At 46.6% G+C, this 18,290-nt stretch carries 17 protein-coding genes; 3 read left to right on the top strand and 14 right to left on the bottom strand.

The genetic code is table 11. From position 1 onward, the window contains the following. Positions 1–33: 33 nt before the first annotated feature. The 13 genes from ACGHCT_RS09405 to ACGHCT_RS09345 form a co-directional block, all read right to left on the bottom strand. The gene (locus tag ACGHCT_RS09405; RefSeq protein ID WP_390439685.1) at positions 34–789 is read right to left on the bottom strand and encodes a creatininase family protein; all 756 of its coding nucleotides are present in this window, start codon (positions 787–789) and stop codon (positions 34–36) included. Between the two features lie 35 nt (positions 790–824). Beyond that, complete coding sequence (gene thrC / locus ACGHCT_RS09400) at positions 825–2,033, bottom strand: threonine synthase (protein ID WP_390439683.1); 1,209 nt, start codon at positions 2,031–2,033, stop codon at positions 825–827. 31 nt (positions 2,034–2,064) lie between these two features. Beyond that, positions 2,065–2,793, bottom strand: coding sequence for an MBL fold metallo-hydrolase (locus ACGHCT_RS09395; protein WP_242946790.1), 729 nt, complete (start codon positions 2,791–2,793; stop codon positions 2,065–2,067). A gap of 132 nt (positions 2,794–2,925) precedes the next feature. Next, positions 2,926–3,690: an SDR family NAD(P)-dependent oxidoreductase gene (locus tag ACGHCT_RS09390; RefSeq protein WP_072853970.1), complete on the bottom strand. Its 765-nt coding sequence runs from the start codon at positions 3,688–3,690 to the stop codon at positions 2,926–2,928. A 22-nt stretch (positions 3,691–3,712) separates the two neighbouring features. Beyond that, a complete protein-coding gene (locus tag ACGHCT_RS09385) occupies positions 3,713–5,155 on the bottom strand; it encodes an aldehyde dehydrogenase family protein (protein ID WP_390439681.1) in 1,443 nt (480 codons plus the stop codon). Between the two features lie 33 nt (positions 5,156–5,188). After that, entirely contained in the window at positions 5,189–5,959 is a 771-nt protein-coding gene (locus ACGHCT_RS09380) for a glutamine amidotransferase (protein ID WP_072853966.1), read from the bottom strand. A gap of 26 nt (positions 5,960–5,985) precedes the next feature. After that, positions 5,986–7,113 carry a threonine synthase gene (gene thrC / locus ACGHCT_RS09375; protein WP_390439677.1) on the bottom strand — a complete coding sequence of 376 codons (1,128 nt, stop codon included), beginning with the start codon at positions 7,111–7,113 and terminating at the stop codon, positions 5,986–5,988. Positions 7,114–7,155: 42 nt separating this feature from the next. Continuing rightward, entirely contained in the window at positions 7,156–8,340 is a 1,185-nt protein-coding gene (locus ACGHCT_RS09370) for a M20 family metallopeptidase (protein ID WP_390439675.1), read from the bottom strand. A 3-nt stretch (positions 8,341–8,343) separates the two neighbouring features. Beyond that, positions 8,344–10,914 (bottom strand): ATP-binding cassette domain-containing protein, encoded by a 2,571-nt coding sequence (locus tag ACGHCT_RS09365; RefSeq protein WP_158641018.1) that lies wholly within the window; start codon positions 10,912–10,914, stop codon positions 8,344–8,346. 108 nt (positions 10,915–11,022) lie between these two features. Then, positions 11,023–12,162 (bottom strand): sugar ABC transporter substrate-binding protein, encoded by a 1,140-nt coding sequence (locus ACGHCT_RS09360; protein ID WP_072853960.1) that lies wholly within the window; start codon positions 12,160–12,162, stop codon positions 11,023–11,025. A 63-nt stretch (positions 12,163–12,225) separates the two neighbouring features. Beyond that, complete coding sequence (locus tag ACGHCT_RS09355; RefSeq protein WP_242946789.1) at positions 12,226–13,200, bottom strand: ABC transporter permease; 975 nt, start codon at positions 13,198–13,200, stop codon at positions 12,226–12,228. 25 nt (positions 13,201–13,225) lie between these two features. Further along, a complete protein-coding gene (locus tag ACGHCT_RS09350) occupies positions 13,226–14,236 on the bottom strand; it encodes a Gfo/Idh/MocA family protein (protein WP_072853956.1) in 1,011 nt (336 codons plus the stop codon). A 74-nt stretch (positions 14,237–14,310) separates the two neighbouring features. Then, positions 14,311–14,775: a RidA family protein gene (locus ACGHCT_RS09345; protein WP_072853954.1), complete on the bottom strand. Its 465-nt coding sequence runs from the start codon at positions 14,773–14,775 to the stop codon at positions 14,311–14,313. A 585-nt stretch (positions 14,776–15,360) separates the two neighbouring features. Between ACGHCT_RS09345 and ACGHCT_RS09340 the strand changes: the two genes are divergently transcribed. The 3 genes from ACGHCT_RS09340 (at position 15,361) to ACGHCT_RS09330 (ending at position 17,480) form a co-directional block, all read left to right on the top strand. After that, positions 15,361–16,044 carry a transcriptional regulator gene (locus tag ACGHCT_RS09340; RefSeq protein WP_072853952.1) on the top strand — a complete coding sequence of 228 codons (684 nt, stop codon included), beginning with the start codon at positions 15,361–15,363 and terminating at the stop codon, positions 16,042–16,044. 120 nt (positions 16,045–16,164) lie between these two features. Continuing rightward, a complete protein-coding gene (locus ACGHCT_RS09335; RefSeq protein WP_390439670.1) occupies positions 16,165–16,998 on the top strand; it encodes a Cof-type HAD-IIB family hydrolase in 834 nt (277 codons plus the stop codon). A 56-nt stretch (positions 16,999–17,054) separates the two neighbouring features. After that, on the top strand, positions 17,055–17,480 hold the full coding sequence (locus tag ACGHCT_RS09330; RefSeq protein ID WP_072853948.1) for a YtxH domain-containing protein: 426 nt from the start codon (positions 17,055–17,057) through the stop codon (positions 17,478–17,480). Positions 17,481–17,530: 50 nt separating this feature from the next. Here ACGHCT_RS09330 and ACGHCT_RS09325 read toward each other — a convergent pair whose 3' ends face one another. After that, positions 17,531–18,277: an ABC transporter ATP-binding protein gene (locus ACGHCT_RS09325; RefSeq protein ID WP_072853946.1), complete on the bottom strand. Its 747-nt coding sequence runs from the start codon at positions 18,275–18,277 to the stop codon at positions 17,531–17,533. Positions 18,278–18,290: the final 13 nt, after the last annotated feature.

The raw sequence follows: 18,290 nt of genomic DNA, 5'->3' as shown, positions 1-18,290 counted from the left end.
AGTAGTCCTCCTTCTCCAATGAATAAAATACTATTAGATAAAATATCCGTCTAAAAACTTTCCTATTTCTTCCCCCAGATAGTTTAAGATTTTTTCCCCCTTTTCCCGGGAGGCGTCCTGACATACCCCCACATTTCCGTAAGGAGATATGTCCCGGAATCTCCGGTATACCGTCACACGATTATGCGCAAACATATCCGGATGGTACCAGTCATTCCCCTGTGCCGGGGAATAATTTTCCCATCCTTCCCCTACCAGGTGCGGATACAATGCCATCATCATAGAGGTTTCCATCTCTCCGGCATGCCCGATTCCCCCCAAAGGACTGTCTCGCAGTGTCTCCATAAACTCGGTCATAAAGTCCCAGTACCTGAGCATTGCTACCGAGCACTGGGGAAAAGCAATTCCCAGTTCATTTACAGCGGTGTGCACGGCCGGGGAATTCCCCCCGTGGGATACCACCAGAACTGCTTTTGTAAATCCCGTGGAAATCACCCCTGCCATCACCTCCGTTATCATAGCGGCAAGAGTCTTCTGTGTCAGGGTAATACTGCCCGGAAAATCCATGTGATGAGCGGAGAAACCATAGGTGACAGACGGCAGCAGCACTACCTCCCGGGCTGCACTCTCTGCCGCCCTTCGTATCACAGCCTCTCCCAGATATACATCCGTGCCCAGCGGCAGATGCAGGCCATGCTGTTCACAGGAGCCAATGACCAATGCCGCCACGCCTTTTTCAGCCATGGCAGAACATTCCCGTGATGCAAGCTCTCTCCATTCCAGTAACATTCATTCGCCTCCAATCATTAAGTCCCCGCGGCACATTAACTCAGCTCTTCAATAGTATCGATTACCGGAATCTCCAGTCCCTCCGGGATATAGGCGCTGCTGTCCTTTAACCCATGTCCGGTGAGGAGGCAGACACAAGTATCTCCCGGTTTCAAAATGCCCTGTTCCTTCATCTGCCGGACCGCTGCCATTGTAGCTGCAGAGGAAGGTTCCACAAAAATCCCTTCTTTCTGTGCCAGGGCCCTTCCTGCCTCCAGAATCTCACTGTCCTCAGCCGTCAAACCATAGCCGCAGGTTTTGCGGATGGCTTCCACGGTGATATCCCCGTCCTGTTCATATCCCAGCAAAGGATCGCTGATAGCAGAAGCCACACTCCTGGGATTTTTGCAGCCGATTACCTTGCGGTTTTCCTGCCATGCCTCTGAGATAGGGGCACAGCCCTTTGCCTGCACGCAGACCAGCCTAGGCAGCTTTTCTGTGTATCCCATATCCATCAGTTCCGCAAAGCTCTTATAGATTCCATAAAGCACCGGCCCAGCTCCTACGGGAATCACAATATAGTCAGGCACTTCTCCCATCTGGTCAAAAATCTCGTATCCGATAATTTTATATCCTTCCAGTCCAAAGGGACTCAGAAACGTAGTGGTTACATTCATATATCCCTTTTGCTGCGCCATCTGTACCGCTGCCCGGTAAGAACAGGAAAAGTTTCCCCGCACCTTAATTACCTTTCCCCCATAGGCTATGGCCTGGGCCACCTTTCCCACAGGGGTCGTTTCAGGCACAAAGATAATCGTGTCGATCTCTCCCTTAGTACCGTAAGCCCCTGTGGAAGCTCCCCCATTTCCCGAGGAGGACACCACAATGCCCGGACAGCCAAACTCCTTAGCCATACTGACGCAGACAGATACCGAACGATCTTTAAAAGAACCTGTGGGATTTGTCGTCTCATCTTTGAAAAACAGCCCATCAAGGCCAAGCTCCTCTCCCAGAACTCTGCTCTTTTTTATCTTAGTGCACCCCTCCTGAAAGGTTACTATGTTCTCCCGCTTCACAGGGGGCAGTACCCTTTGGTAATCCCACATAGACTCCTTTCCTTCCCCCTTCAGGGCGCGCCCCGCCTCTCTGAGATATTCCCTCTCATACGCAACGGTTAAAATACCGCCGCACTTGGGGCAAAGACTTTCCTTTCCCATAGGAAAGCGCTCACCGCAGGTATGGCAGATAAAATACACTTGCTCCATCACAGTTACTCCTTTCTTTTATGCCCGGCTGTCATGCAGGGATATATAAATGTTCAAAGGCTTCCCCGGCCATACGCAGCTGCATGCCGCCGTCCTGCAGCTGGAACAGCCCGTGTCCAGGAAGAAACAGATCCACCTTCAGATCCATCACCTCTCTCACACATCTGGCATAGGCATGAATATCCGCTCCCGGTATCAGCTGGAAGCTAATCTTGCCTCCCATCATCACCAGGTCACCGCCGATAAAGAATCTGCGGCCCTTCACAGTTCCGTAATAACAGATTCCCCCGATGCTGTGTCCGGAAGCGTCAAAAAGCTCCATATGTATGCCGTCTTTCTCCCAGATACCCGGTACGGCTGTCTCATCCCCGCGGCACGCTGCCAGATGGTAATCCGGGGGATAAAAGCCTGCATCCCTGGCCACATCCAGTCCCATAGCAGCCTCATCGCCTCTGGCAAAGGCTTCGGCCTCCGTCCTCGGCACCACTACCTTAATTCCATACTCTCTCTGCAGATAGGCGGCCGCCCCAATGTGATCCCCATGGCAATGTGTCAAAAACAGATAGGAGATATCCTCCATCCGGAATCCATCTCTTTGGATTTCGGCCTCCAAAAGTTCCGGCCGAATCCCGATTCCACAGTCAAACAAGGCCAGCTTGCCTTCGAACTCTACCAGATAGCAGTTACAATCCAGCTCATCCGTAAGGAAAATGCCATTTCTTCCGCTTCCCACCAGGTATACACCCTCCACAAGCTTCATCTCAATCACCCAGCCCTTCTTCTTTACACGATTTCAGTCCATACTCAGAAAAAAGGCGAGAGACAGCACTTTGGCCTGATCAGGTCCAAAGGACCTGCTGTCTCTCACCTTCTTTCCCCATTGCAGGGAGCATCAGCTAATGGTAAATCCTCCGTCTACCACCAGATTCTGTCCCGTTATAAACCTCGCCTCATCAGACGCCATAAACAGCGCCGCATTGGCAATATCCTCCGGTTCAATGATCCCCTGGATAGGTGCCACAGTTTCCCATTTGTGATAAAACTCTGCATCGTGATCCAGAAGCTCATCCACCATAGGGGTTCTTGTAGTCGAAGGAGATACACAGTTAACCCGGATTCCGTACTTCCCATTCTCCACAGCCATAGCTCTGGTAAAGGCAAGCATAGCACCTTTGGTAGCTGAATAGGTTTCCGCACCGCATCCCACTACCCCATTGATGGAGCAGCAATTCAGAATCACGCCTCCTCCCTGCTGTATCATATGAGGAATGGTATATTTACAGGTAAAGAAAATGCTTCTGATGTTAATGTTGAATACGCTGTTCCAGTCTTCTGTCGGCACATCCGGCACCGGTGAAAATTTGTAAGGAGATGAGTAGCCCACACCGGCATTATTAAAAAGGATGTCAATTCTTCCGTATGTTTCAATGGCTGTATCCACCAGACGTCGGATATCCTCTTCCTTCTGGACATCCCCTAAGACATAGATGCCTTCTCCGCCGGCCTCCTGAACCATTCTCCATGTCTCCCTGGTATTCTCCTCTCTGCGGCCGTGTATTACCACCCTGGCTCCCTCCCGGGCAAACCGGAGAGCTGACGCCCTTCCGATTCCCCCGCCGGCTCCGGTTATAATCGCAACTTTATCCTTTACTCTCATGTCATCGTACTCCCTTACATCATCAGTTCAGATTTACACTGACACATCTTTCCTCGCTCATTTCCAGAATAGACCATTTGCCGCCGCTTCTTCCATATCCGGACTGACTTCCGCCGGCTCCGCCTGCAGGGAAGGTCCAATCCCAGTAACTGCTTCCGGAATTAATGTTTACATAGCCGAAACGCATCTCCTCTGCCATCTGCATACCTTTTTTCAAGTCTTCTGTGTAAACACCCGCAGCCAGACCATATGGGCTCATTGCAATTAAGTCCATAATCTCAGATTCCTCTTTAAAACGCACCAGAGGTACTACAGGTCCAAACGTTTCTTCTATATTTAAGAGGGCATCCTTGGATACATGATCGATTACAGTTGGATATAAATAGTGTTCCGTAGGCGCACCTTCCACCTTGCCCCAGTGCTCGCTTACTACCTTTGCACCTTTCTCAATTGCATCCTGGACATGCTCCATTACCGTGTCCACTGTGCTTCGGTTATGTACCGGTCCCATGGTTGTCTTCTCATCCATTGGATTCCCCACGACATAGCGGTCCATCTTAGACAAAATGATCTTAACCAGTTCATCCGCAACGCTGTCATCCACAAGAACACGCTCTGTGCTGGTACAGATCTGACCGGCATTGCCAAAGCTTCCCGCCAGAATGCCTTCTGCCGCTTTTTCCAGATCTGCGTCTTTCAGCACTACCACAGGTCCGTTGCCGCCCAGCTCCATGAGGGACTTTTTGGCTTTTGCTTTTTCCATGATGTCATTTCCAGTCTTCGTACTTCCCGTAAATCCAATACCAGCTGTCAGAGGATGCACCACCGCAGCAGTCTTCGCTTCCTGGGAAGTTCCGATTACCATATTAATCATTCCGTTTGGAACCTTTGCCTCCTCAAAGCATTTCATAAACAGGCTGGCAACCGCGGAGCAGCTCATAGGCGGCAGCCAAAGAATGGTATTTCCTGCTGCCAGCCCCGGTGCCAGATAATAGCAGGATGCCGTGCACAGGGGGAAGTTAAAAGGAGTGATGATGGTAAATACGCCTACTGGTTTTCTGTAAGCATAAACATGCACGTTCTTCTCTCTCACAGACGGAATCTCAGAAGACATCCATTTAATCTGCTCAGCTGCATCCCGGAATGCCAGAGCGCTGCCGCCGACTTCGCCAAGCGCTTCTGTATGATAAGGCTTGCCCATTTCCATGGCAATCATTTTAGCCAGTTCTTCTTTGTGCGCATCAATAGCATCCGCAATTCTGAAAAGCATCTCGGATCTCTCAAACACTGTCATCTTTTCCAGATTTCCCTTTTCCCGATCCGCTGCCTTCAGCGCACGATCTACTTCCTCAAACCCTGCAGGGGTAACTGTTCCTATTACTTCCCCTGTGGCAGGGCTTACAACATCTCTCAATGAACCCTCTTTTGTGTACCATTCTCCGTCAATATACATAGGATAAATCATAGCTTCTGTCCCATTCCTTTCCGTTAGAATTACTTATTTGTTACCCAGCCATTCCAGTGCCTGTCCCCAGAACTGTCCGTAATATTCCCATGGCTGGAAGGATGCTGCCCAGTGGGGAGAACAGTCGCTGGCAAACGCCATAGCCCGTCCTTTTCCATACTCCCAGGTTACAAGCAGTGGATACTGATCCTCATCATCACCGATGGTGGCCAGTACATCCGCACCCTCTTTTGGAAGAATCTTATTGAAGCCTTCGAATCCCGGCGCCTCATCCCACGGAATATCGGCCAGAATCGGATGGTCTTTTACTTTAATATCAATGGTTGTGCCTTCCGGCATCTCTACTCTGTCATCCAGTCCCTTCAGGCAGTTTACAGGCAGTGCCTCCTCAATGGGAGTATCGTAATATCCGCCGTGTCCGAAACGTCCGCTGAAAGAAGTCCAGCCGCCGATCATAAGAAGGCCGCCTCCCTGGCGCACATAATTACGGATGGCTTTCAGTCTGTTCGTGGTAGGCTGAGGTACGGAATCAATCCAGAAAGGATACAATGACAGCACCTCACACTCACAGTCACTGATGATGAGTGCATCGTACTTGGATAATTCCTCTACGGTTCTTGGGAAATCACCGATTGCCTGCTCACCGGTCATATGGGTCACTTCATGGCCTCTGCTGGTCAGAGCGTCAATCAAAGGCTGTCCCCAGATATGATGGGTCATCCCTTTTACCTCAAGATTAAATGGGGAGGCCATAAAAATAGGTCCGATTTTGGTACAAGCGTCTCCTGCGTATAAAATTTTCATATAAAACCCTCTCTTTCTTACATAGTTTATAATAAATTTAATAGTTCCTCAATTGTCTCTGCCGTCGGCGGTTCCTGCTGCCCGGAAGCGATGCTGCTTTTTAATCCGCTGCCTGTAGCCAGGGAAATGATCACATCACTTTTATGTAATACCCCCTCCAGACGCAGCTTTTTGGCTGCAGCCACTCCGGCGGCTCCTGCCGGCTCAGTGTACAGTCCTTCTCTTCCCATTAACGCCCTGGCTTCCAGGATCTCTTCATCTGACACGATAACAGCTCTCCCCTGGCTTTTGTAAATACACTCCAGGGTATACGCCCCGTCCTGGGTATAGCCCTTAAGCTCGTCGTTGAGCCCCGAAGCGATCGTAGGCCTAGTCATATTCCATTCCTTTACATCCGTTGCCTGTTTAAAATAAGCATCTGCGATGGGATAACAGCAGTCAGACTGCACTCCAATCAGCCTTGGAATCTTCTCCACCACACCTTCTTCCTTCAGCTTCAGAAATCCATGGTAGATGCCCCCCAAAAAAGGACCGGCTCCGATGGGAACCATAATCCAGTCTGCCGGTTGATCCAGCTGCTCTGTCAGTTCTCTGCATATGCCCTCATAGCCTGCCCACACGTAGGGATTAATGTATGTGGTGGTCAGATTATACCACTTCTTGTCCTGGGCAACAGCCTTCGCCCCCTGAAAGGAATCACTGTAATTCCCTTTCATGCGGATTACCTTAGCCCCATAGGCAGCCGCCTGACGTACCTTTTCCATGGAAGTGGATGCAGGCACAATTGCCGTAACCGGCATTCCCGCCCTGGAACCATACGCAGCTGCCGAAGCACTGGCATTTCCCGCAGAGGCGACAATAATCTTTTCTACCCCAAGTTCGCTGCTGTGTGCCAAAGCGAAGGCCATCCCTCTGTCCTTAAAAGAACCTGTGGGGTTCATGAATTCACATTTTATGTAAACTTTATCCAAATCCAGCTCCTGCGCAGACCTCAGCAGAGGGATCAGGGGCGTATTTCCTTCTCCCATCATAGGATATGGCAGTTCTGACTCCTCCGGTTCAAAGTGAAGAATTCCCCCGCACTTGCTGCATGCATAGGCAGGCTTCTGTTCCTGAACTGCATTGCATTTTACACAGATAAGTTTATGTCTCACCGCAATCCCTCCTGTCATTCCCTTGGATCTTATCCGCAGGAATTACCTCTCACTGATATAGCAGTAAATCAGCGCTGCGAACAATTTCGTACAGTCTACAATATCCTGTTCCCTGCAGAATTCATTGATCCGGTGTGCCTGGTCCAGGGAACCGGGGCCTAATAATAAAGTAGGAATATTGCAGAGCACAGAGAACATACTCGCTTCCGTGCAGGCACGGAACACAGATACCACTGATTCCTGTTCTGTAATTCCTGCGAGAAGTTCTTTGCAGTCCTCCACCAGTGGGTGATCCCGTTCAATAAGACTTGCCGGAAAGAAAGAGCGGTCCAAAACTTCTCCCCACTCTCCCACAGCTTTCTGCAGTTCCTCTTTTATCCTGTCAGGAGTCTCCCCGGGAAGAAGACGCCGCTCCACCTCAATCTCACAGGCATCCGGTACCGTATTCAGGCGGATTCCTCCTTTTATAGTACCGATACAGCAGGTAGCCTGCCCCAGATATTCATTCCTGACCTCACTCAGACTGTCCGCATAAGCTTCGATTCTCCGGATCACTTCTCCCATCTTATAGATGGCGTTGACGCCGTTCCACGGCTCACTTGCATGGCAGCCTACTCCCTTGGTTTTTACATACCAGGAACTGAATCCACGGTTGCCCAGCTGAATCTCACATTGTGTAGGCTCCGCGATTACCGCACAGTCTGCCTTCAGCTTCTTTGTGGACAGAATATGGCGGATGCCCCGGTTCATATCCTCCTCGTCGCTGACCAGAAGAACCATAATCCCCCGTTTGGGTTCTACTTTGGCAGCGCCGATCAGGCTTGCTGCCGTGAGTATTGCGGCGCAGCCTCCCAGCATATCGCAGCTGCCCCGTCCGAAAAGTACACCGTTTTCTCTCTGTGCACCGGAAGGTTCTCTCACCCACTCACCGAAGGCCGGAACAACATCCATGTGCCCGTTCAGTATGAGTGCAATATCCTCAGGGTCTCCATACGTGGCTATTACATTGCAGCGGTTGGGTTCAAATTCCTCCACCTCCACCTGAAAACCTGCCGTCTCCAGGATTTCGGCAGCCACTGCTGCTGTTTCTTTCTCATTCCCCGGCGGATTATAGGATTTGCAGCGAATCAGGCGGGCGGCACAGGTGATGGCCGCCTCCTCCCATTCTTTCGTCATGTGTTCCCTCATCCACCGGATACTCTGCTCTCTTTTTGCCTCTGTTTTCATACGCTATGCAACCTCTCCAGATCCGGATTCTCCGGAAGCAGCTATCATGATCTCATCCTGTGTCAAATCCTTCACACAGTCAAATTCTCCAGTCTTTCTTCCCTCATAGAGTACAATGATCTTGTCACTGGATCCCAGAACCTCTGGCATCTCAGAAGAAATCATAATGACAGCAATACCATTTCTGCACAGATTTTCTATTATCTTATGAATCTCTGCCTTCGCCCCTACGTCGATCCCTCGGGTAGGCTCATCCAGAATAATAATCTGAGGATTCCTGCACAGCCATTTGCCCAGGCAAACCTTCTGCTGGTTCCCGCCGCTGAGCTTTCCGATCTTCTGATCCATAGACGGTGTTTTTATAGACAGTGCATCTATGTATTCTTCTGCTATACTGGTTTCCTGTTTTCCGTCAATCCAGGTTGCCTTGCTCACCCATGGAAGGGATGCCAGAGTCATATTCTCTCTGATAGACAGAAGCGGTACAATTCCCTCCCGGCGCCTGTCCTCTGACACATAAGCAATACCTGATTTAATTGCATCAAACGGGTTGCGGATATCCAGCTTCTTGCCGTTCAGATATATCTCTCCTCCATCCGGCTTATCCAGGCCAAAGATACATCTTGCAATCTCTGTTCTTCCTGCGCCCATCAGGCCGCTGAAGCCGAGAACCTCTCCCTTTCGCACAGTAAAGCTGATAGGCTCAAATACCCCTTTGCGGTACAGATCCTTGACCTCAAGAACCACATCTCCGGGCTCAAATTTCTCTCTGCTGAATACGTCTGACAGCTCACGCCCTACCATGCTCTTAATGATCATATCCTCCGTCACTTCTGATACCGGAGAGGACATTACGTACTTACCATCCCTGAGTACCGTAATCTCATCGGCAATTTCAAATATTTCCGACATACGGTGAGAGATGTAGATAATTGCCATTCCCTGTTCCTTCAGTTCCTGAATGATTTCAAAAAGTTTTTCCTTTTCAGCCTCTGTAATCGCTGATGTAGGCTCATCCATTACGATAACCCAGGAGTTAGACCCGATTGCCTTGGCGATTTCTATCATCTGCTGCTGGCCTACCGTACAATCACCAACCTTTTTGTTTTCGCTGATATTCAGATTAAACCGGCCGATTAGCTCTCTGGCTTTTTTCTCCATATCTTTTCGGTTTACAATAGGACCTGTTCCCTTCATCTCCTTGCCCAGGAAAATATTCTGTGTGATACTAAGCTCCGGAACAAGTGCGAATTCCTGGTAAATCACCGAGATCCCCAGCTTCTGAGAATCCATAGGGGAATGGATGGACACTGGTTTTCCGTCAATATAAATTTCTCCGCCGTCTTTTTTGTATACACCGGATAGGATTTTAATTAAAGTAGATTTGCCGGCGCCGTTTTCTCCCATAAGTGCGTGTACCGTACCTCTTTTTACCTTCAGATTTACTCCGTCTAAAGCCTTCACACCGGGGAATTCTTTCACAATTCCGCGAAGCTCCAGCTCCTTGGCCTCTTCAATATTGATATCATTCTTATGACGGGAATGAACCTCTGCGGCGGCAGCTTCCTTTTGGGCCTTCTTGTCCTTGCTGCTCACCTTCACTCTCTCCTTGCTGCTGTATTGATCCATATAGACAGATACTACAATCAGCAGACCTTTCACTACATAAGAGTAGTAGGGAGAGATTGGCATCATACCCAGACCTGTAAATATCGTTCCGATAATCACAACACCCAGCATGGTACCAACCAGAGATCCGGTACCGCCCATCAGGCTGGTGCCTCCGATAACAACAGCAGTGATGGCATCGAACTCCATGTTCTGACCTGCCAGAGGCTGTGCTGAGAGGGCGCGCCCTACGGTTACCACTGATGCGAAGCCCGCAAATAAACCGCCCAATAAATATACAATTACTGTATGTTTAATTACTTTGATTCCAGATGCCCTGGATGTGACAGCATTGCCGCCCACCGCAAAAGTCTTTCTTCCAAAAGTTGTCTTGTTCAGCACCAGGTACATAATCACGAACAATACTGCCAGATACAGTAAAGATGCCGGAAAAGAACCAAAGATATTTTTCTGTCCAAACCAGTTAAAATAGTCATTTCTTACAACTACACGTTTTGAGTTTGTCAGGTAAATGGTTAATCCTCTGGATACAGAAGTCATAGCTAATGTTGCCATGAAGGGGCTTATCCCCAGTCCACCAACCATCAAGCCGTTTGCAGATCCTGCTGCAATACCTACAATAATACATACCAGAAATCCGCACAGGGCGGTTCCTAATCCTTCACCCCCAAGAGACTGCATTACAATAGCGCCGCATGCCCCGGCAAGGGCAATGTTTGCACCGGATGACAGGTCCGTACCTGCCAGCATAATAATAAATGTAATACCCAGGGATAAAATTGCCAATGATGTGTTTTGACGAATAATATTAAAAAACGTTCTCACCGAGAAGAAGCCCGGAGCCAGAAATGAGAAAACTACTATTAAAATCAAAATAATCGCAAGCAAAAATAGGTATCTCTTGATCTGTTGGTTTTGAAATATTTTACTCTTACTTTTGTCCATGCTCTGCCTTCTTTCATGCCTTTTTAGAAAAGAATATGCGGCAGCCATGAAATTCTGCCGCATATTCTTTTTTCAGCCTATCTTGCTAACTTAGAAAAGAAATCCCTATTATTTCTCTTCAAAAGCAGACAAATCATCAAATAACTCAATACCCTTGTCAGGATTTACGATGTTCATTCCTTCGTAGCCAATTCCCAGTTCTTCTACTTTTGCTTTCATATCATCGTTCATGATAAAATAAGACTCCAGATAGTTCTTCTGTTCAACAGTCTCGCCTTTTGCCAGTTTAGAGCCGATCTGAACATTCCAGTATCCAACACGTTTTGCACCTGTCAGCAGCGTACATACATATTTGCCGTCCTTCACTGCTTCGCTGGCGTCTTTATTTCCGTCGTAGCTGGAGATTAAAACTTTACCTGTCAGACCCGCCTGATCCACTGCCTGTGCAACTGCTGTTGTATTGCCGTCAGAGAAGCTGTGGATTGCTTTGATGTCAGGATTTGCTGCAAGAATATCCTGAACAGTTTTCAGGGTTGCCGCTGTATCCCAGCCAACCTCGTAGTATGTACACTTGATGTCAGGGAATTCTGCCATAGCTTCTTCCCAGCCGCCCTGACGCTCGTCAGATACGAAGTTACCGGTTGCACCGTAAAGCATTGCTACATCACCGGATTTGTCGATGAGATTTCCTACCAGTTCGCCAATCACTTTAGTGTCTTCACGGTCATTGTACAGATTGGAAATAACTGCGTCGGAATCAATAAAGTTACCCATGGAGCATACAGGGATACCTGCTGCTTTTGCTTCTTCGCAGACTGGAATTAATCCTACATTGTCATAGGGATCCAACAGGATGCAGTCTACTTTCTGCTGAATGAAGTTTTCGATAATTGCAATCTGGTTGTCCAGGCTGCTGTCTGCGCTCTTCCAGATCAGGTTTACACCGTAGATCTCAGCAGCATAGTCTCCGCCCTCGATCATGTTAACGAAGAATTCCTGAGTCATGTCCAGCATAGCAATACCAATGGTGGGTTTGTCTCCGGATGCCTCTGTGTCTTTGGCATCCCCTGCGGCATCATCTTCTGCAGGCGCAGCGTCTTCTTTGTCTGTTTCTGCGTCTGTGGAAGTGGCGGCGCTGTCATCACTAGAGCCCTCGTCTTTGCTTCCGCATCCGGCGAGTGTTCCGAATACCAGCGTAAATGCTGCCAGCAGAGCCAAACCTTTTTTCATTAATTCTTTCTTCTTCATTCCTTTTCCTCCTTTTTTAAGATGAAGTTTTTTATAATATATTCGTCAAATATATTATCCTGATTAAGCTGCAACCTTCAGCCTGTCGGCCAGTTTGCCGATGCAGACGTCAAAGATCAGGATGCAGATGATGATGATACCTTTGATTACTTCCCTCAGCAAGAAAGGTACCTGAAGGAAATTCAGCATCGTTGTGATCAATGTAATGATAAATGCACCGATTACCACTCCGAATACAGTTCCTTTTCCTCCCAGAAGGCTCGTCCCGCCTACAACGGCGGCAGCGATCCCGTCTAAAAGGAAATCTCCTGAGATATTAGAGGTTATAACTGTTACCTGGCAGCAGGTGATGATAGCTGCCAGCCCGTACAAAAATCCTGCTACGGTATAGACCAGAATCTTATAAAAGCTTTTATTGATCCCTGAATATTCTACTGCGTCTTCATTGCCGCCCATTGCATATGTATAGATTCCCAGTTTGGTTTTGTTCATAATGATATACATCAGAACTACCGCCAGCAGGAACACCAGAAATGATACAGGAATAAATTTCAGTATCCTTCCTGATCCCAGAGTCAGCAAAAATTCACTTTTAATCTGTACCTGACGTCCCTCAGATACCATCATAGAGACACCCTTGCACACTGACATCATTGCCAGAGTTGTAATGAAGGGATTCAGATTCAATTTTACAATAATCAGACCATTAATCAGGCCTACCAACGCTCCAATCAGAAGAGACGTTATAATAAGAAGAATCCCCTGATTTCCGCTTTCCAGATATACAAAACCTGCGGTTACCCCTGCCAGAGATAAACCGAAACCGGCAGTAAAATCTATTCCGGCTGTAAGCAGAACAATCATAGCTCCCAGAGCAACAATTCCAAGAGCGGATACCTGCTGCAGAAGATTGTAGATTGACTGCGCAGACAGGAAATTTTTATTGGCAATGGTTAAAATAACCATAAGTACCAGCATGAGAAATACAGGTGCGTACTTCTGTATGTTGTTTTTAAAAACTGGTTTTTTCTCTTTCACCAAGATGACCTCGCTTCCGTATTTCCTACAGAGAAAGTTCTACCGGTTCCCCTGTCTCAATTGATTTTAACGCAGCTTCTGCAATGGCTACCCCGCGGATACAGCACTCTGTATCAACAGCATATGGTGTTCCATTCATGGTAGCATCTGCGAAATGAACGATTTCTTCTTTCAGGCCGCCCTGAATCTTTCCGTAATATTCCGGCCATAACAGGGTATCCGGATAAGACTCTGCTTCGTCTGTCATAATCTCCAGGCCCTGGTTGCGGACATCAACCATGCCAAATCCCTTGGTTCCTGTAACCTCTGCGATTGACCAGATTCCCATTGCAGAGTTGTCCGGGTAAGCCCAGCAGATATGTACATTTCCCACAGCTCCATTGTCAAAATTAACAATCACAAATGCAGCGTCCAGATCACCGTTCATATGCCCGTTTTTCTTATTAGAAGCCTGCGCATATACCTTCACAGGTTTTGCCGGCATATTGTAATCCACCATCATCTCTATATCATGAATTCCAAGATAGTAGAAGAAGGATACTTTGCCCTGCAGACGGTTGGCTGTGGAGACAGGATTGCCGCGCTTAAATGACATGGCACTGATCTCACCCAAATCGCCTCTGCGGATGGATTCTTTTAATTCCACATACCGGGGATCAAACTTGCAGACCTGAGCAACCATCATGCGTACCTTGTTGTCATCCGCCGCTTTTTTAATTGCCAGACAGCCTTCCAGTGTCTTGGCCAGAGGCTTTTCAATAAGAAAATCTTTTTTTGCATTTGCCACGTCCACAGCAGTCTGTACATGGAAATCTTCCGGCACACAGATATCAACGGCATCAATATCTTCTTTCTCCAGCATCTCTTTGTAATCGGTATAAACAGCACAATTATATTTTTCCGCATACTCATCAGCCAGAGCTTTATTCAGATCCGCAATTGCAACTAATTCTGCATTATCCGCCTCGGCGATAATCCTGGCGTGCAAACCGCCGATAAACCCTAAACCAATTACAGCCATCTTGCATTTCTTCATACTTCTTTACCTCCATTTTGTCCTACAGTTTTTAACATTCATTCCTTACTGATATTATAAACGGGAACCTATCCCTATTTATAAGCGAGTATCATTTCCACTTCCACCGGCGCATTGTCCGGAAGCGACCCTACACCGATAGCAGCCCGTGCATGCTTTCCTTTTTCTCCAAATACAGCTTCCAGAAACTCAGAAGTTCCGTTAATCACTTTCGGCTGCTGTCCAAAACCAGGAACAGCATTCACGTAGCCATTAACTTTAACAATCCTCTCCACTCTGTCCAGGTCACCAATGACATATTTAACCTGAGCCAAAAGCCGCAACGCGCAGATTTTAGCAGCATCGTAAGCTTCCTCTACAGAAACCTCCGCTCCAACTCTTCCCACATACTTTTGCTTTCCGTCTACGATAGCCGTCTGCCCTGACACAAACAACAATCCATCTTTTGTCTCTACAGCGGGAGCATACGCTCCTGCGGGAGCGGGACACTCCGGAATCTCATATCCCATCTCTTTTACCTTTTCTTCTACCTTGCTCATATAACACTCTCCTAACGATTTATCCGGACCCCTGCTCTTACTAATTGTTAGAATAGTCAATCTTTTAACAATGTCCTTCACTTCTATTATCCTATAAAATTTCCACTGTCAAATTATCTGACTATTGTTCAGGTTAAGAAAGCGAGTCACCTGGACTCGCTTTTGTGGTCCGTATGTAAATCTTAATATTTTTTAGATTAAGCTCATTATAATTATGATTAATATGTTTGTCAATAACTTTTTAAGGATTAAAGTAATTTTTTACATATTTTCACGTTCATTTTTTGATTTTTAATTGCGTTTTGTATATTTTTTATTATATTACACCGTATTTTTTGTGCATAATTTTATTTATAATAAATTTAATAATATAATTAATTTTAATATTTCAATCAATAACACCTTAATAACATCGGTCTTTGCTCCGAGATATAGTATTTTTTTATGTTAATCTAATTTTTTTTCATATATCAAAAGGAAAATATTGCAAAATGTTATAAAAACATATATACTCAGATTGTATATTTATATATATTCTGCTTTTGGCTCCGGCCAAAATGAAACAATAGGAGGGTACTGTGTTTTATGAAAACAATTGAAGAAGCGCTCCCATTATTAAAGCGGATTATGAAGTTGATTAGTTTGACTCTGGGTGAGGAATGTGAAGTGGTACTGCACGACTGGTCCAAAGGCTATGAACAGTCTATCATAGCTATTGAAAACGGACATGTTACGAATCGTGAAGTCGGTGACTGCGGCAGCAATCTGGGTCTGGAAGTCATGCGGGGTACCATTAAGGATGGGGACCGCTTTAACTATGTAACCAAAACTAGCTTAGGCAAGACACTAAAATCCTCAACTACGTATCTGTGTAATGATGAGGGAGAACCTTTAGGTGCACTATGCATCAACATCGATATTACAAATTTTATGAATTTCCGAAAGTCCTTTGAAGCACTTGTAGGAACTGAGGTTATGAATCAGGCAGAAGTTCCCTTTGACAACATTGAATTTCATGCCCAGGATGTCAGCCAGCTCACTGATTATCTCATAGCTCAAGGCTTAGAATTAGTAAACAAGCCGGTCAGCCAGATGACCAAAGACGACAAATTAACTATCATTAAATACCTGGATGAAAAAGGTACCTTTTTAATCACCAAATCAGGGGATAAGGTATGCCAGTTTTTAAATATTTCGAAGTTTACTTTGTACAATTATCTGGATACAATACGGGGTGATAAAGAAGAGAAAAAGAGTGAAAAAGCATAAAAAATGAAAGACAGAGGAGTCAGTTTTGCAGGACTAAATACCGCAAAATTGACTCCTCATCTCTTCTGTGATAAACTACTACCGAAGCAAAAATTTCTCACAGAAGGAGAAAACACCCATATGAATCACCTTCAAAAAATACTGTTCACTGACCTGGACGGTACACTTTTAGACGACAATAAGAAAATCACGCCGGAGAATTCTGCCGCCATTGCAGGTGCTCTCAGTAAAGGGCATAAAATCGTGGTCTCTACAGGCCGCCCCCTGGCAGGTGCCCTTCCGGTCATACAGTCTCTTGGCCTGGAGCAGAAGGGATGTTATGCCATCACCTATAACGGGGGCTTAATCTATGACTGTTACCAAAAAGAAACCCTGTATAAGAAAACGCTCTCCCGCTCTTATGTGGAATATATTTTTCAGGAAGCCGGGAAAAGAGGACTACATTGTCAGACATATTCCTCCGGCCATGTGCTGTCAAAAGCCTTTACGACCGAGCTGGAAGATTATGTATCACACACGCTGGTTCCTCCAAAAATAGACCCTGATCTGCTCCAAAATCTGGACGAAGATCCTGTAAAAATTCTGGTAATTGAACTTACAAATACAGAAAAACTGCTTACATACCGCCGGGAAATCTCTGGGTGGGCCAAAGGAAAAATATCCGTCTTTTTTTCCAGTCCCTATTATCTGGAGCATGTGGCGGAAGGAATTTCCAAAGGTTCTGCTGTCCGCTTTTTGTGCCGGTATCTGCAGATTCCCCTTGCACAGACCATTGCTGTGGGAGACGCAGAAAATGATATTCCTATGCTTGCTGCCGCCGGTCTGGGTGCAGCTATGTGCAACGGTACAGAAGAAGTAAAAAAACATGCAGGTTATATCACTACCGCCGACAATAACCACAGCGGTGTGGCAGAAATAATTACAAAATTCATGGGATGCCCCTTTTCTTTTTAAGAAAAAGGGATTACAATAGGATTATTATAAAATTTTTGTGAGAAAGGAAGTCTAATATGGCAGGAACAGGAAAAAAACTGTTGGGTCTTGCAGTAGTTGGGGCTGCTGTAGCTGGAACAATCGCTTATTTCAAAAAGCAAAAAGAACAGAACGAGGATTTGGAAAAAGATTTTGAGGATTTTCAGGACAACGTTAAAGAAACTGCACACTCAGCCAAAGATGTGGTTGTTAATTTCAAAGATATTGTAACAAAGGATGTAGAAGAAAAGGTTAAAAAAGCAAAGGATACAGCTAAGGATGTAGCCGAATTTGCAGAGGATACCGCCGAGGATCTGGCAGATGGGTTCTCCGATATGGTGGATGAAGCCAAAGAGGCTGCTGAAGAAATGTTCGAGGACGAAGAGACGCCAATGAGCGAGAACGCAGACGACGGGGATGCAGTCACCGCAGAAACTGCGAAGACAGACAACACTCAGATATAATATAGGCCGCCAAACACGAAGCACCCGCAAAAAAATGCAGGTGCTTCTTCTTATTCATCCATTTCTAATTTACTTAAAATGTATCTTTTGTATTCTAAGAATTCCGGGGTCAGATTAAAATCTTCCCGTCTGGGCTTCTTTTCCCGGATAACAATTTCCTCTGTAATCCGTCCCGGGCTCCCTGTTAACAGATAAATACGATCGGACAAGAGAATCGCTTCGTCTATATCATGAGTGATAAAAATAGTAGACAGACGAATCTGCTCCATAACATTCAGATACCATTTGTGAATTGAACCTTTCGTCAGCGTGTCCAGGGCGCTAAATGGCTCATCCAGAAGGGCAGCTCCCTTTGAATATAGATAGGTTCTAAGAAGGGCAGCTCTCTGGCGCATCCCCCCGGAAAGCTGATGGGGATACTTTTTCTGCGTCCCATCGAGCCCGAATTCGTGAAAATACGGCTGCACCGTTTCTCTGGCATCCCTCTTTTTATCACCTTTGATCACCAAGGGAAGAGATACATTATCCTCAATGGTGCGGAAGGGCAGAAGCAGATCCTTTTGCAGCATGTAAGCAATGCTTCCCGGGCTTCCGGTGATATCAGCGCCGTTCAGCGTCACCTTCCCCTCTTCCGGAAGGGTCAGTCCCGATATAACATTAAACAGAGTGGTCTTGCCTACACCGCTCACACCCAGGAGACACACCAGTTCATTATCCCCGAGGCAGATAGATACATCCTCTATTATCTTTATTCCGTCAAAATATTTTGTCACATGAGATACTTCTAGTTTTGCCATGAGAGCCTCCGCG

Origin of the sequence: Lactonifactor longoviformis, assembly GCF_042848515.1 — a bacterium.
Lineage (GTDB): Bacteria > Bacillota > Clostridia > Lachnospirales > Lachnospiraceae > Lactonifactor > Lactonifactor longoviformis.
The sequence above is the reverse complement of the archived record's forward strand: the minus strand, read 5'-3'. Positions and strand labels throughout refer to the sequence as shown.

What these genes read in the sequence shown, in the direction of transcription:
- ACGHCT_RS09390 (WP_072853970.1), bottom strand. Translation starts at nt 3,690, where the DNA reads ATGAGAGTAAAGGATAAAGTTGCGATTATAACCGGAGCCGGCGGGGGA.
- ACGHCT_RS09395 (WP_242946790.1), bottom strand. Translation starts at nt 2,793, where the DNA reads ATGAAGCTTGTGGAGGGTGTATACCTGGTGGGAAGCGGAAGAAATGGC.
- ACGHCT_RS09380 (WP_072853966.1), bottom strand. Translation starts at nt 5,959, where the DNA reads ATGAAAATTTTATACGCAGGAGACGCTTGTACCAAAATCGGACCTATT.
- ACGHCT_RS09385 (WP_390439681.1), bottom strand. Translation starts at nt 5,155, where the DNA reads ATGATTTATCCTATGTATATTGACGGAGAATGGTACACAAAAGAGGGT.
- ACGHCT_RS09340 (WP_072853952.1), top strand. Translation starts at nt 15,361, where the DNA reads ATGAAAACAATTGAAGAAGCGCTCCCATTATTAAAGCGGATTATGAAG.
- ACGHCT_RS09370 (WP_390439675.1), bottom strand. Translation starts at nt 8,340, where the DNA reads ATGAAAACAGAGGCAAAAAGAGAGCAGAGTATCCGGTGGATGAGGGAA.
- ACGHCT_RS09350 (WP_072853956.1), bottom strand. Translation starts at nt 14,236, where the DNA reads ATGAAGAAATGCAAGATGGCTGTAATTGGTTTAGGGTTTATCGGCGGT.
- ACGHCT_RS09360 (WP_072853960.1), bottom strand. Translation starts at nt 12,162, where the DNA reads ATGAAGAAGAAAGAATTAATGAAAAAAGGTTTGGCTCTGCTGGCAGCA.
- ACGHCT_RS09345 (WP_072853954.1), bottom strand. Translation starts at nt 14,775, where the DNA reads ATGAGCAAGGTAGAAGAAAAGGTAAAAGAGATGGGATATGAGATTCCG.
- ACGHCT_RS09330 (WP_072853948.1), top strand. Translation starts at nt 17,055, where the DNA reads ATGGCAGGAACAGGAAAAAAACTGTTGGGTCTTGCAGTAGTTGGGGCT.
- thrC (WP_390439683.1), bottom strand. Translation starts at nt 2,033, where the DNA reads ATGGAGCAAGTGTATTTTATCTGCCATACCTGCGGTGAGCGCTTTCCT.
- ACGHCT_RS09325 (WP_072853946.1), bottom strand. Translation starts at nt 18,277, where the DNA reads ATGGCAAAACTAGAAGTATCTCATGTGACAAAATATTTTGACGGAATA.
- ACGHCT_RS09405 (WP_390439685.1), bottom strand. Translation starts at nt 789, where the DNA reads ATGTTACTGGAATGGAGAGAGCTTGCATCACGGGAATGTTCTGCCATG.
- ACGHCT_RS09365 (WP_158641018.1), bottom strand. Translation starts at nt 10,914, where the DNA reads ATGGACAAAAGTAAGAGTAAAATATTTCAAAACCAACAGATCAAGAGA.
- ACGHCT_RS09335 (WP_390439670.1), top strand. Translation starts at nt 16,165, where the DNA reads ATGAATCACCTTCAAAAAATACTGTTCACTGACCTGGACGGTACACTT.